Annotated in this window: 13 protein-coding genes and 1 pseudogene; 9 read left to right on the top strand and 5 right to left on the bottom strand. The window is 64.0% G+C overall.

Translation table 11 applies throughout. The features are described 5' to 3' along the window. Positions 1-209: 209 nt before the first annotated feature. Complete coding sequence (locus CH276_RS03360; protein WP_094630608.1) at positions 210-914, top strand: M50 family metallopeptidase; 705 nt, start codon at positions 210-212, stop codon at positions 912-914. Positions 915-934: 20 nt separating this feature from the next. Next, positions 935-1,897, top strand: a complete 963-nt coding sequence (locus tag CH276_RS03365; protein WP_094630607.1) for an SMI1/KNR4 family protein — start codon at positions 935-937, stop codon at positions 1,895-1,897. A 149-nt stretch (positions 1,898-2,046) separates the two neighbouring features. Here the strand turns inward: CH276_RS03365 and CH276_RS03370 are convergent, their stop codons facing one another. Next, positions 2,047-2,517, bottom strand: a complete 471-nt coding sequence (locus CH276_RS03370; protein ID WP_176459088.1) for a YdeI/OmpD-associated family protein — start codon at positions 2,515-2,517, stop codon at positions 2,047-2,049. A 119-nt stretch (positions 2,518-2,636) separates the two neighbouring features. Between CH276_RS03370 and CH276_RS03375 the strand changes: the two genes are divergently transcribed. Both CH276_RS03375 and CH276_RS29250 read left to right on the top strand, forming a co-directional pair. Then, complete coding sequence (locus CH276_RS03375) at positions 2,637-3,083, top strand: YdeI/OmpD-associated family protein (protein WP_217901391.1); 447 nt, start codon at positions 2,637-2,639, stop codon at positions 3,081-3,083. 15 nt (positions 3,084-3,098) lie between these two features. Beyond that, positions 3,099-3,239 (top strand): annotated as a pseudogene (locus CH276_RS29250) (YdeI/OmpD-associated family protein); the annotation flags it as partial. A gap of 58 nt (positions 3,240-3,297) precedes the next feature. Here the strand turns inward: CH276_RS29250 and CH276_RS03380 are convergent. Next, the gene (locus CH276_RS03380) at positions 3,298-4,701 is read right to left on the bottom strand and encodes a GntP family permease (RefSeq protein WP_032396729.1); all 1,404 of its coding nucleotides are present in this window, start codon (positions 4,699-4,701) and stop codon (positions 3,298-3,300) included. A gap of 228 nt (positions 4,702-4,929) precedes the next feature. On the opposite strand from CH276_RS03380, the gene CH276_RS03385 reads away from it, so the two are divergent. The 5 genes from CH276_RS03385 to CH276_RS03405 all read left to right on the top strand — a co-directional run bounded on the left by CH276_RS03385 (position 4,930) and on the right by CH276_RS03405 (position 9,220). Then, positions 4,930-5,796, top strand: coding sequence for a lysophospholipid acyltransferase family protein (locus CH276_RS03385; protein ID WP_230596977.1), 867 nt, complete (start codon positions 4,930-4,932; stop codon positions 5,794-5,796). A gap of 96 nt (positions 5,797-5,892) precedes the next feature. Continuing rightward, entirely contained in the window at positions 5,893-6,888 is a 996-nt protein-coding gene (locus CH276_RS03390; protein ID WP_094630605.1) for an ATP-binding cassette domain-containing protein, read from the top strand. After that, positions 6,885-7,640: an ABC transporter permease gene (locus tag CH276_RS03395; protein WP_094630604.1), complete on the top strand. Its 756-nt coding sequence runs from the start codon at positions 6,885-6,887 to the stop codon at positions 7,638-7,640. Before CH276_RS03390 ends, CH276_RS03395 begins: the two co-directional genes overlap by 4 nt. 15 nt (positions 7,641-7,655) lie before the next feature. Continuing rightward, positions 7,656-8,393 carry a lysophospholipid acyltransferase family protein gene (locus CH276_RS03400; protein WP_032396726.1) on the top strand — a complete coding sequence of 246 codons (738 nt, stop codon included), beginning with the start codon at positions 7,656-7,658 and terminating at the stop codon, positions 8,391-8,393. 68 nt (positions 8,394-8,461) lie between these two features. Continuing rightward, positions 8,462-9,220, top strand: coding sequence for an SDR family oxidoreductase (locus tag CH276_RS03405; protein WP_032396725.1), 759 nt, complete (start codon positions 8,462-8,464; stop codon positions 9,218-9,220). Positions 9,221-9,297: 77 nt separating this feature from the next. Here the strand turns inward: CH276_RS03405 and CH276_RS03410 are convergent, their stop codons facing one another. The 3 genes from CH276_RS03410 to CH276_RS03420 form a co-directional block, all read right to left on the bottom strand. Then, complete coding sequence (locus CH276_RS03410) at positions 9,298-10,191, bottom strand: glucose 1-dehydrogenase (RefSeq protein ID WP_032397268.1); 894 nt, start codon at positions 10,189-10,191, stop codon at positions 9,298-9,300. 137 nt (positions 10,192-10,328) lie between these two features. Then, entirely contained in the window at positions 10,329-11,123 is a 795-nt protein-coding gene (locus CH276_RS03415; protein WP_094630603.1) for an SDR family NAD(P)-dependent oxidoreductase, read from the bottom strand. Between the two features lie 115 nt (positions 11,124-11,238). Further along, entirely contained in the window at positions 11,239-12,087 is an 849-nt protein-coding gene (locus CH276_RS03420) for a 3-hydroxybutyryl-CoA dehydrogenase (protein ID WP_303396052.1), read from the bottom strand.

Genomic DNA, 12,087 nt, shown 5'->3' on the forward strand with positions numbered 1-12,087 from the left:
CAACGACTTCACCGGCCGCGGCGAGAACAAGCGCGAGGAACTCGCCGCGTTCCTCGAAGACCTCGAGCGTCAGGCCACCAAGTTCGAGGAGATGCGCGATCGCTCCTTCGCCCGCGAACGAGCGAAGGCCGAGTCGCGCGCGTCCTGACCGTCCGATGTGAGCGGAACTTCGTAGTCTGCTACGAAGTTCCATTCACATAGGGTGTGGTGTGAACGAATTCTGGGACCGCATCTCCGCGGTGAGTCCTGATCCACCGGTATGGATCGTCCAAGTTGCTGCTGTGATTGCACTCGTCATCGTCGTGTTGCCGCAGACGTGGCGGATCGCGCGCAACGTGGTGACCATCGCGCACGAGGGCGCGCATCTGTTCGTCGCACTGATCACCGGTCGTCAGCTGATGGGCCTGCGCTTGCATTCGGACACCTCGGGCGTCGCGATCTCGAAGGGCAAGCCGACCGGCCTCGGCGTCATCGCCATGACCTTCGCGGGCTACGTGGGGCCGTCGCTACTCGGTCTCGGTGCCGCGTTCGTGCTCGGGACTCAGCATGCGTCCGCGGTGCTGTGGATCGGTATCGTCTCGATCGCGTTGATGCTGTTGATGATTCGCAACATCTACGGATTGCTGTCCCTGGTCACCGTCGGGGCCGCGCTGTTCGTCGTGTCCTGGTGGGGCACCGGAGAGCAACAGGTCGCCGCGGCGTACTTCATCACGTTCTTCCTGCTGATCGCCGGTCCGCGTCCCGTGCTCGAACTGCAGAAGTCGCGCAGCGCAGGACGGGCGCGGGACTCCGACGCCGATCAGCTGGCTCGATTGACCTTCTTACCCGGCATCGTCTGGGTCGGGCTGTTCATGCTCGTCACGGTCGGATCACTGGCATTGGGCGCGTGGCGAATACTTATGCCGGTCCAATGAGCTTCGTCTAGGTTCGAGTCGTGAACCTCACCGAGGTATGGACGGCATACATGGCGACGCTTCGTGAACGCGCACCCGTCACCGCTGCGTCGATTCGGCCGCCAAGGTCTGTGAGTGAGCGCGAGGCCGCTGAACGCGCGACGACGCCGTGGACGGAGGAGTTGCGCGAGTTCTACGGGTTGCACGACGGGCAGCACGACACCTACGGCGAGGAGTATGTGCCGGCCGGATCCGTATTGCCGGACTTCACTCTGTACTCGCTCGACCGAGCGGTGGATCGGCACAGGTTCAGTCTCGAAAATCCGCATCCGATCGACGATCTGGGTGAGGACTGGCCGGCCGAAGTCCTTGCCCAGGAGGCAGGTGAGACGGCGGAGATGTTCGTCCCGGCGTATGTTCCGTTCGCCGAAGACGGTTCGGGCGGAACACTTTACATCGACACACGCCCGGGTGCCCGGCGAGGTTGTATTCGCAGCTTCTCATACGATTCCGCTGACCAGGGTGCGCCATGGTTCGACTCGTTGGCCGAATTCATTGCAGCGTTGCACCGCAGCGTCGAGACGGGATCTGCGATCTACGACGACGTGACGCCCTCGTTCGTGGACGGCGTGCTCGAATGGGGCGACCCCGCGTTCTCGGAGGGGTCGATGGCCTACGCCACTACTCTTCCCGTCGTTCGAGTACCTTTCCCGCTCATCGATTTTCGGCCATCTCAGCTATCGGACGACGACGATCTGATCGATCTGGACCACGTGCGCCGCACCGTCATCGATACCGCTCGGAGGCTGCACCCGCGTGCCGTGGTCGAGGACGCCCGAGCGGTCTATCGTCAGGTGCCGCGCCTGCGGGGTGCGAACATGAATTGGTGGGTGTGGATGGATGGAGCGGAAACGGTCTTCACAGCAATCGTCACTGGAGAGGGACACGACGTCATCGTCCTGGAGCTTCCGCCAGGGGGATGCGTGCTCGAGGCCGACGAGTGAACTGAACAGCACGGGCATTTGCTTGCGCGTCCTCCGCACCTGTGTACGACGGTCAGAGTCCGCAATCGGCACGAAACGGCGGTTGCACGTGCTCGACCATCCGCCTGCTGTATCGACTGCGGTGGACCCGAATCCACGCTGGGACCCGTCTACGAACTGTCGGTCAGCAGCTTCACAAGTCGGGCGACTCGGGCCGCTCGGGTCTGCTCGCGCGCCGCGTTGTCGATCGGCATCAACAACTGACGTCGCTCGCTCGGCCGCTTCCGCTCCCACACGGATGTGCAGTGCGCCGCCTCCATCGCTTCCGCGACGTCCTTCGGAACCGGCACCAGATCGGGGTCGGCCGGCTCGAACTCGCACGAGACCAGATCACCGGGGCGAATGCCCAACCGGCGTTGAAGACCTGCACCGATGTAGACGAAGGACCCGGGCATCACATTCGAATCTGCCTTGTTGAGACCGAGATTGAGACTCGAGCCCTCGATCGAACCGTCGATCCGGCGAGTCGGCCACCGTTCCGCCGCCTCGACCAAACCAGTCGGTACACGAATGATCGTGTACGTGTTCTTACCCCACGTCATCGGCTCGAGCACTCCGTCGAACCGGATGCGGTCACTCACCGATGCCTCGCGCCGTCGACACAACACCGAAGGGAATGTCGCCCACGATCGCAGCATAATCGAGTGCAAAGTCTTCGAGCCGATGACGGACCTTCGAGGCAGTGAGGGAAGGGGTACGCATGGCCGTCATGGACGACGCACCGAGGGTGCATGCCGAGACACGTGCGCAGTGGCGGACATGGCTGACCGAACATCACGCGACGGTGCAATCTGCGTGGCTGGTGTCGTGGAAGAAGGCCACCGGAAAGCCGGCGATCAGCTACGACGACGCCGTGTCGGAAGCCCTTGCGGTGGGGTGGGTCGACAGTCGACCCCGCAAGCTCGACGACGAGCGAACCATGTTGTATTTCTCGCCCCGGAAACCCGCGAGCGCGTGGTCCCGTCCGAACAAGATTCGCGTCGAAGCCCTCCGTGAAGCAGGTTTGATGCTCCCGGCGGGGGAGCGCGCCGTCGAGGCTGCCGTGGCCAACGGATCGTGGACCGTACTCGACGAGGTCGAGGATCTGATCGTTCCCGACGACCTTGCGGCTGCATTCTCCGAATACGTTGATGCGGAGAACAATTAGAACCGATTCCCTCCGTCCGCGCGTCGCGGAATTCTGGAGTGGATCGCCACAGCCAAGCGGCCGGAGACCCGCGCCGCTCGAGTACACGAGACCACTCGGCTCGCATCGATCGGCGAGCGCGCAGCTCGTTGGCAACCCAAGCGCGATCGACAGTGATGGAGCGCGCCACCGATGACTGGGCCGAGTGTCGATCATCGGGTCACGTCTCGCCCCGCTAGAACACCACCCACAGCAGCGACGCGAGTGCGAAGATCGCCAATCCGAGCGTGGTTTCCATGACGGTCCAGGTCTTGAGGGTCGTCTTCTCGTCCATGCCGAAGAAGCGGCTGACGAGCCAGAAGCCGGAATCGTTGACGTGAGAGAGGACGGTTGCTCCGGCGGCCAGTGCGAACACCAACAGTGCGATCTTGAAGTTGCTCAGATCCAGCTCGGCCACCTGCACCGAGATCAGCCCGGCGGTGGTGGTCAGTGCCACGGTCGCCGAACCCTGCGCGACGCGTAGTGCGGTGGCGATCAGGAAGGCCTGCAGCAGAATCGGCAACCCGATGTCGGACAACGAGGCGGTGAGGGATTGCCCGATGCCACTGGCGCGCAGTACTCCACCGAACATGCCGCCGGCACCGGTGATCAGGATGATCGAGCAGATGGGTCCGAGAGCCTGGTCCATGTACTTGGCACCGTCGGCTACGGGGAACCGTCCCGGCGCGAGGATGAACAGGGCCAGCAGCAAGGTGATGAGCAGTGCTATCGGGGTCTGGCCGATGAGTGTCAGCGCTGCCGCCCAGGTCTCGTCTCCGGTCAGCACACCCGAGGTGGTCAACGTGTTCACGACCGTGTTGAGCGAGATCAGCACGAGCGGCGTCAGCAGGATGAACAGCACCGCACCGAACTTCGGCGCGGGGTCTCGGAGGCCGGCCATTTCCTTGTCGTGTTCGTCGGTGTCGGCTGCGCCGTCGGAGAAGAGGTCGGCGGGCAGGGTGTGGAACCGCTTACCGAGCTGCGTGCCGACGAGGTAGGAGCCGACGAACCAGGAGACGACGGCGACGGGGACGCCGACCAGCAGTACCGATCCGATGTCGCCGCCGAGAAGTTCGGTGGCTGCGACGGGACCGGGGTGTGGGGGAACGATGGCGTGCATCGCGGCGAAAGCGCCTGCCGTCGGGAGGGCGTACAGCAGCACCGATCCACCGAAGCGTCTGGCGACGGTGAAGATGATCGGCAGGAAGACGACCAGGCCGGCGTCGAAGAAGATGGGGAAGCCGAAGATGAGTGCGGCGACACCCAGGGCGAGCGGGGCGCGCTTGGCCCCGAATCGGTTGATCAGGGTATCCGCCAATACCTGTGCGCCACCGGTGATTTCGAGCAGTCTGCCGACCATCACACCCAAGGCGACGAGTAGGGCAACAGATCCGAGTGTGGAACTGAAGCCCGAGAGCAGGGCCGACGGCACGTCCGCCAGCGGAATTCCCGCCGCGACAGCGGTGACCGCGCTGACCAGGACGAGTGAGACGAAGGCGTGCAGCTTCACCTTCATGATGAGGAACAGCAAGATTGCTACAGCTGCGGCTGCGATCAGCAGCAAGACAGTCGTTCCGTATGCCGGTTCGATCGGATCCATGGGGGTTACCTCGTTCGTTCGGCTCGAATTTCGACCATATCGGACAGTCTGCAAGCCGCGTGGGGTTACGAGCTCCGGTCGTCGGTCGACTCGGGTGCTGTGGAGTACGGTGCGAGTATGAGTGATGGGGATCACGTAACGGGTGGGGACGGCGCTGGAGACTCGACCGGGGAACCGACGAAGGAACAGCTGCGCGAGCAAGCGCAGCGGTACGCCGCCGCCGCGCGGATGAAGATGAAGGAGCGACGGGCGAACTCGTCCGGTGGTCTCGGAGCCGTTGTTGCCGAGCGTGCAGGCGGCTGGGACCTCGACGACCAGAACACCGTCGCGATGGACCGTCAGCAGCGGCTGTGGAACGGGGTGATGGATCGGTACTTCCGAATGGAGATCGACGGTTGGGAGACCATCCCCGAGTCGCCGGTGCTGGTCGTGGGGGTGCACTCGGGTGCGCCGTTCGTGTGGGACGCGTGGACGGTCGGCGCGCAATGGTGGCGACACTTCGGCGAGAAGCGGATTCTGCACGGCACTGCGCACGATGCACTGATGGCGTTCCCGTTGATCGGCAAAGTCTTTCGATCCATGGGCGTGCTGCCCGCGGCACCGGACTCGATGTCGACGGCGTTGGCCGAGGGCCGGGACGTCATCGTGTGGCCGGGCGGTGAGGTCGATTCGTTGCGGCCCTGGAGCAAGCGAGACGAGGCGACGCTGGGCGGCCGAACCGGCTTCATCAAGCTCGCCATCCGGACGGGTGTACCCATAGTGCCGGTGGCGACCGTGGGTGGGGCCGACGCGATGCCGGTGCTCATCCGCGGTGACAAGCTGGCGAAGGTTCTCAAGCTGGACAAGATCGCACGGTTGAAGGTGTTCCCGATCGCGATCTCTCTTCCGTGGATCATCGCGCCCGCCGCGCTGCCGCAGATTCCGTTGCCCGCGAAGATTCGTACGCGTTTCATGCCGCCGGTGGAACTGGACCACGACCCGGCTCGATGCGAGGACGAGGCGTACGTCGACGCCAAGTACGACGAGGTACGTGCGAGCATCCAGTCCGGGATGGACGCCCTCGCCAGCAAGCGAAAGTTTCCCGTCTTCGGTTGATTTCTCGTCGGCCCGGCAACACGGACCGAACCTGACCGCGATCGTTTCTAGCGTCTCCGTCGTAGGGATTCACCGCTACGACGAGGGGCGTCACACATGATCGAAACATCGGGATTGACCAAGACTTTCCGGCAAGGCAAGAAGACCGTGGAGGCGGTGCGCGGCATCGATCTGGCGATCGGTGAGGGAGAACTGGTGGCGCTGCTCGGACCCAACGGGGCCGGCAAGTCGACCACGCTGCGCATGCTGACCACCCTGTTGTCACCGACTTCGGGCTCGGCGCGAATCGCCGGATTCGACGTGACGAAGGATCGAGATCGCGTCCGGCGCAGCCTCGGCTACGTGGGGCAGGGCAACGGCGCGGGCCACAATCAACGCGTCCGCGACGAGCTCGTCGTGCAGGGCCTGTGTTATGGCATGACACGTCCCCGATCACGCAGTCGCGCAGACGAATTGATCGAGGCGCTCGAGCTCGGCGAGCTCGCTGCCCGTACGGTCTCGACCCTCTCCGGCGGGCAGCGTCGCCGGCTCGACATCGCACTGGGGCTGGTGCATCGACCGCCCCTGTTGTTCCTCGACGAGCCGACCACCGGAATGGATCCGCAGAGCCGAGCGAACCTGTGGGACCACATTCTCCGGCTCAGACGCGAGATGGGTACCACCATCGTGCTCACCACGCACTATCTCGACGAGGCCGATTCCATGGCCGAGCGGGTGATCGTCGTCGACCGTGGCACCGTCATCGCCGATGACACCGCCACGGCGCTCAAGTCCGAACTGGCAGGCGACCTCGTGGTCCTCACCGTGTCCGACGCGTCGGCGCTGGTTGCGTTGATCGGCGGTGTGGCCGGAGTCAGAGACGTGACGGTTGCGGGTTCGCGGTTGAACATCCGAGTCGAGCGCGCCGAGGTGGTTCTGCCGCAGATAGTGCGTCTGAGCCAATCCCACGGTATCGAAGTACTGACCGCCGACATGACGCGTCCGACCCTCGACGACGTGTTCCTCGGTCTCACCGGGCGCAGCCTTCGCGAGAGCGCTGCGGCGGCCACGCCTTCACTCGAAAGCGCTGGCACGGCAGGAGAACTCCGATGAACGTACTCTCCGGAAGCACGTTGGTGATGGGCCGCGAACTGCGGCCGATGGTTCGCGATCCGTTCACCGTCATCTTCAGTCTCGTCCAACCGCTGATTCTCCTGGCATTGTTCGGCCCGCTGCTCACCGATGTTCCCGGTCTCGGGGCCGGAAGTGTGTGGGACTGGTTCGTTCCCGGTGTGCTTGCGATGATCACCATCTTCGGAACGTCCATGACGGGCTCGAATCTGTTGGCCGAATTGCAGCAGGGGTCTCACGAACGAATGTTGGTGACACCGTTGCCGCGATCGGCGCTGCTGGTCGGGCGCGCGTTCAAGGAAATGGTGCCGCTGGCCGCTCAGGCCGTGCTGATCGTTCTGGTGGCATTGCCGCTCGGCCTGTCCGTGAATCCGATCGGTGCCGCCGTCGGAATCGTGCTGCTCGGTGTGTTCGGCGTCGGACTCGGCGCACTGTCCTATGCATTGGCTTTGGCTGTGCGCGGACAGGATTGGGTGTTCTGGTCCATCCAGCAGACACTGATGTTCCCGCTGCTCATACTGTCGGGCACGATGCTGCCGCTGACGGCCGCACCGGGGTGGATGCAGTTCCTGGTCGACATCAACCCTCTCGGATATCTCGTGGACGCCGAACGTGCTCTGTTCGCCGGCGACTTCGCGAGTTCGACGGTGCCGGCAGGTGTCGTCGCGGCCGCGGCCACTGCGGTGGTCGGACTTGCCGTCGGGATCCGGGCTATGGGTTCGAAGCGGGTGTGAGGCTAAGCTCGCGTCATGGATCGGCCTGCGGTAATTCTCGAAAACGATGTGACCGTGTACGACTTCTACCTGCGTCACCAGCAGAATCGTCAGGTCGCGAGGTTGGCCTATGCCACCCTTGCCCGACGCTTCCGCCCGCGGGTGTCGTATCCCGACGGTGCCCGTGAGGAGCTGCGTCGTCTCGTCTACGACAACACGCGTCTGCTCATCGCGGTCAATCATCTGACCGAGAACGATCCGTACACGCTCGCAGCGGCGGCATGGTCGTCGCCGCTGCGTCCGGTCATCGGCCGCACTCGGGTACTGGCCAAGGACGAGCTGTTCCAGGAACCCAAGCAGCGCAAGCGAATCGACATGATGGGTGGAATCCCTGTCTTCCGCGGCAAGAATCACGGAATGCGCGCGGTCAGCGCTGCGGGCAGCCGCATGATGGATGTCAGCGCCGAGCGCATGAAGCGGGGCGACGACCTCGCAGTGTTCCCGGAGGGAACCTGCAACCTCGAGGATCCGACGACGGTGCAGCACGTCGGCAGCGGTATCGGACACATCGCGATGCGGGCGCGCAAGCTCGGGGTCGAGCCGGTGCTGATCTGCATCGGTCTGAGCTACGGCCCCGGTGCGCCGAGAGTGAAGCGGGCGAGCGTCTACATCGATTCACCCATCACCGAACTGCCCGAGAAGCCGATCGACATCACGCGGGTGGTGGCGCAAGGAATGCAGAAGGCGCTCGACGGTGCGGTGGCTGCGTACTGACTGCGCCGGCGGGGTTGGTAGAAACAGATGACAGGTAATTCGATTCGGCGTTGTGTCAGGAGATATTCGTGAGCGATCAGATCAAGACGGCCATTGTCACCGGTAGTGCGCGTGGAATCGGCGCTGCGGTGGCGAAGCGGCTGGCCAAGGATGGTTTCGGAGTCGCCGTGGTGGACCTCGACGAGGCCGCGTGCAGCGACACCGTCGGCGCGATCCAGGCTGCCGGTGGGCAGGCAGTGGCCATCGGTGCGAACGTCGCCGACGAAGAATCGGTCCAGACTGCGGTCGATCGCATCGCGAGCGAGTTCGGTGCGCCGACCGTACTGATCAACAACGCAGGCATCACCCGCGACAACCTGCTGTTCAAGATGACGGTGCAGGACTGGGATTCCGTTCTCGGCGTACACCTGCGTGGATCGTTCCTGATGACCCGCGCGGTCCAGAAGCACATGATCGACGCCAAATGGGGTCGCATCGTCAACCTGTCGAGCACGTCCGCCCTCGGCAACCGCGGCCAGGCCAACTACTCCGCCGCCAAGGCCGGAATGCAGGGCTTCACCAAGACCCTCGCCATCGAACTCGGCAAGTTCGGTGTCACCGCCAACGCCATCGCCCCCGGGTTCATCGAGACGGAGATGACGGCGGCCACCGCAGAACGTGTCGGCATGCCTTTCGAGGACTTCAAAGCTGCTGCGGCGTCACAGATTCCGGTCAATCGCGTCGGTCACCCCGACGACATCGCGCACCTGGCATCGTTCTTCGTCAGCGAGGGCGCCGGCTTCATCTCGGGTCAGGTCGTCTACGCCGCCGGTGGGCCGAAGGACTGACCTCTCCAGATGCGTGAATGGACCATTCACGAGCCCAGACGGGTGTGAATGGTCCATTCACGCAGAACGGATGTCGACTACGGCGTCGGCATGCCACCGTTGACGTTCAATGTCTCGCCGGAGACGTAGCCCGATTCGGCCGATGACAGGTAGACGTAGGCACCGGCGATCTCGGCGGGCTGCCCGGCGCGTCCCAGCGGTGTTTCCTTGCCGAAGTCCGGCAGTGCCGAGGTCGGCTGCCCGCCGGCGGCCTGCAGCGGTGTCCAGAACGGTCCCGGAGCGACGACATTGACGCGAATTCCCTTGGGTGCCAACTGCTGCGCGAGCGCCTTGCTGATGGTGTTGATGGCCATCTTCGTGGTCGCGTAATCCACCAGACCGGGTGAGGGTGTGTACGCCTGGATCGAACTGGTGTTGACGATGGTGGAGCCGGCGGGCATGTGCGGCACCGCTTCTTGGATGATCCAGAACAGTGCGTAGACGTTGGTTTTGAACGTCTGATCGAATTGCTCGGACGTCAGGTCGGCCAGGTCTTCGACGAACTGCTGCTTACCGGCCACGTTGATGAGCAGGTCGAGCCCACCGAGCTCGTCGACGGTGGTGCGCACGATTCCGCGCGCGGCCTGTTCGTCGGTGATATCTGCCGGTGCCAGGACCGCGGTTCGGCCGGCGTCGCGGATCGACTGCGCAACTTCCTGCGCGTCCTTTTCCTCCGACGGCAGGTAGTTGAGCACCACGTCGGCACCCTCGCGTGCGACGGCAATCGCTGCTGCACGTCCGATTCCGGAATCGGCACCGGTGATCAGGGCCTTGCGGCCGGTCAGTCGGCCGGATCCACGGTACGTCTGCTCACCGTGGTCGGCGAGGGGCCGAAGATCTGCCGCGAGACCGGGCGGATCCTGGTGCTGTTCCGGGAAGCCGTCCTGACTGTACTGCGTGACGGGGTTGGTGAAGGTGTACTGATCGCTCACTGGGGAATCGTCCTTCGAGTGCAACGTACTGCGTGAGGAACCTCTGCTCGATTCCGTGTGCTCGACGCATGCCCCGATGCGGTCGGCCACAAACTGTGACCGACCGGACAGGGTTCGGAGGGTGAGCGTGTCCGGTCTCAGGGCAGGATCGAGTCGACGTAGCCACCGTCGACGCGCAGTGCGCCGCCTGTGGTTGCGGAAGCCTGTTCCGAGCTCAGATACACGATCATGTTGCCGATTTCCTTCGGCTCGATCAGGCGTCCGATGAGCGATTGGGGCCGGTGTTCCTTCATGAATTGCGCCTGTGCCTCGTCCCAGGGCAGTTCGTCACCGACGAGTTCGCCGACGAACTTCTCGACACCCTCGGTGTGGGTGGGTCCGACGATGACAGAATTGACCGTAACGCCGGTTCCTGCAGCAGCTTTCGCGAATCCACGGGTCACCGCGAGCAGGGCGGTCTTGGTCATTCCGTAATGGATCATCTCCTCGGGAATGACGACCGCGGAATCGCTGCAGATGTTCTGAATTCGGCCCCAGCCTGCCTCGGTCATCGCAGGCAGATACGTGCGGATGAGTCGAATGGCCGAGAGCACATTGACCTCGAAATAACGTCGCCATTCGTCGTCGTCGATGTCGAGGGCGGGTTTGGCTCCGAAGATGCCGAGGTTGTTCACCAGAATGTCGACGACGGGGACCTTTTCGACCAGCGTCTCCACCCCGTCGGCCGTCGCCAGATCGGCGGGCACGACGACCACCCGCGCACCGGGCACGTCCTTCAGCAACTGTTCCTCGGCCGAATCGAGCGCCGACGCGCTGCGGCCGTTGAGGACGACGCGTGCACCTGCGCGGGCCAATTCGGTGGCAATGGCCAGACCGATGCCTTGGCTGGAGCCGGAGATCAATGCGGTCCGGCCGTCGAGATCGATGTTCATGGAGCCTCCCAGTGTCGTGGAACGACTCCAGTGTGCGCCTTTCGGAAGACGTGAATGGTCCATTCACCGGCCCTGACGGGGGTGAATGGACCATTCACGCAGACGCGGGGGCCTACTACGAATACGTGTAGAAACCCTTACCGGTTTTGCGACCCAGCATTCCGGCGTCCACCATGCGCTGCAGCAGCGGCGGCGGAGCGTAGTGCGGCTCGCGGAATTCCGCGTAGAGCGACTCGGCGACCGCGAGGGTGACGTCGAGGCCGACGGTGTCCGTCAGGCGCAACGGGCCCATGGGGTGCGCACAACCGTTGACCATGCCCTCGTCGATGTCCTCGGCACTGGCGAAGCCGGACTCGAGCATGCGGATGGCCGAGACCATGTACGGGATGAGCAACGCGTTGACGATGAATCCGGCGCGATCGCCTGCGCGAATCGTCTTCTTGCCCAGCGTGTTGCCGGCGTAATCCGTCACCGCGGACACTGTCTCTTCGCTGGTGAGCAGGCTGACGACGATCTCCACCAACGGCAGTACCGGCACCGGGTTGAAGAAGTGCACTCCAACGACCTTGTCGGGACGCTTGGTCGCGTTGGCCATCTTGATGACCGGGATCGACGAGGTGTTGGTCGCCAGGATTCCCTCGGGCTTGACGATGGAATCGAGCTTGCCGAACAGATCGAGCTTGAGCGATTCGATCTCCGGTGCCGCCTCCACCACGAGGTCGCGGTCGGCGAAGTCGTTCATGTCGAGTGTCAACGTGATTGCGGCCCGGGCCTTCTCGGCTGCGTCGGCTTCGATGCGACCGGATTTGACGGCGCGGGCGAAGGACTTGTCGAGGCGGGCTTCGGCGGCGTCGGCCGTCGCCTGGCTCGTCTCCAGAATCAGTACCGAACTGCCGGAGCGAGCGCACATCTCGGCGATTCCGGCTCCCATGGTGCCGCCGCCGATGACGCCTACGAGGTCGAT

Origin of the sequence: Rhodococcus sp. 06-470-2 (assembly GCF_002258235.1) — a bacterium.
In the GTDB taxonomy this organism is placed as follows: domain Bacteria; phylum Actinomycetota; class Actinomycetes; order Mycobacteriales; family Mycobacteriaceae; genus Rhodococcoides.

Excerpts from the sequence above, each read along its gene's own strand:
- CH276_RS03375 (WP_217901391.1), top strand. The coding sequence starts at position 2,637 with ATGGCCGTCATGGACGACGCACCGAGGGTGCATGCCGAGACACGTGCG.
- CH276_RS03380 (WP_032396729.1), bottom strand. The coding sequence starts at position 4,701 with ATGGATCCGATCGAACCGGCATACGGAACGACTGTCTTGCTGCTGATC.
- CH276_RS03385 (WP_230596977.1), top strand. The coding sequence starts at position 4,930 with ATGAAGATGAAGGAGCGACGGGCGAACTCGTCCGGTGGTCTCGGAGCC.
- CH276_RS03390 (WP_094630605.1), top strand. The coding sequence starts at position 5,893 with ATGATCGAAACATCGGGATTGACCAAGACTTTCCGGCAAGGCAAGAAG.
- CH276_RS03395 (WP_094630604.1), top strand. The coding sequence starts at position 6,885 with ATGAACGTACTCTCCGGAAGCACGTTGGTGATGGGCCGCGAACTGCGG.
- CH276_RS03400 (WP_032396726.1), top strand. The coding sequence starts at position 7,656 with ATGGATCGGCCTGCGGTAATTCTCGAAAACGATGTGACCGTGTACGAC.
- CH276_RS03415 (WP_094630603.1), bottom strand. The coding sequence starts at position 11,123 with ATGAACATCGATCTCGACGGCCGGACCGCATTGATCTCCGGCTCCAGC.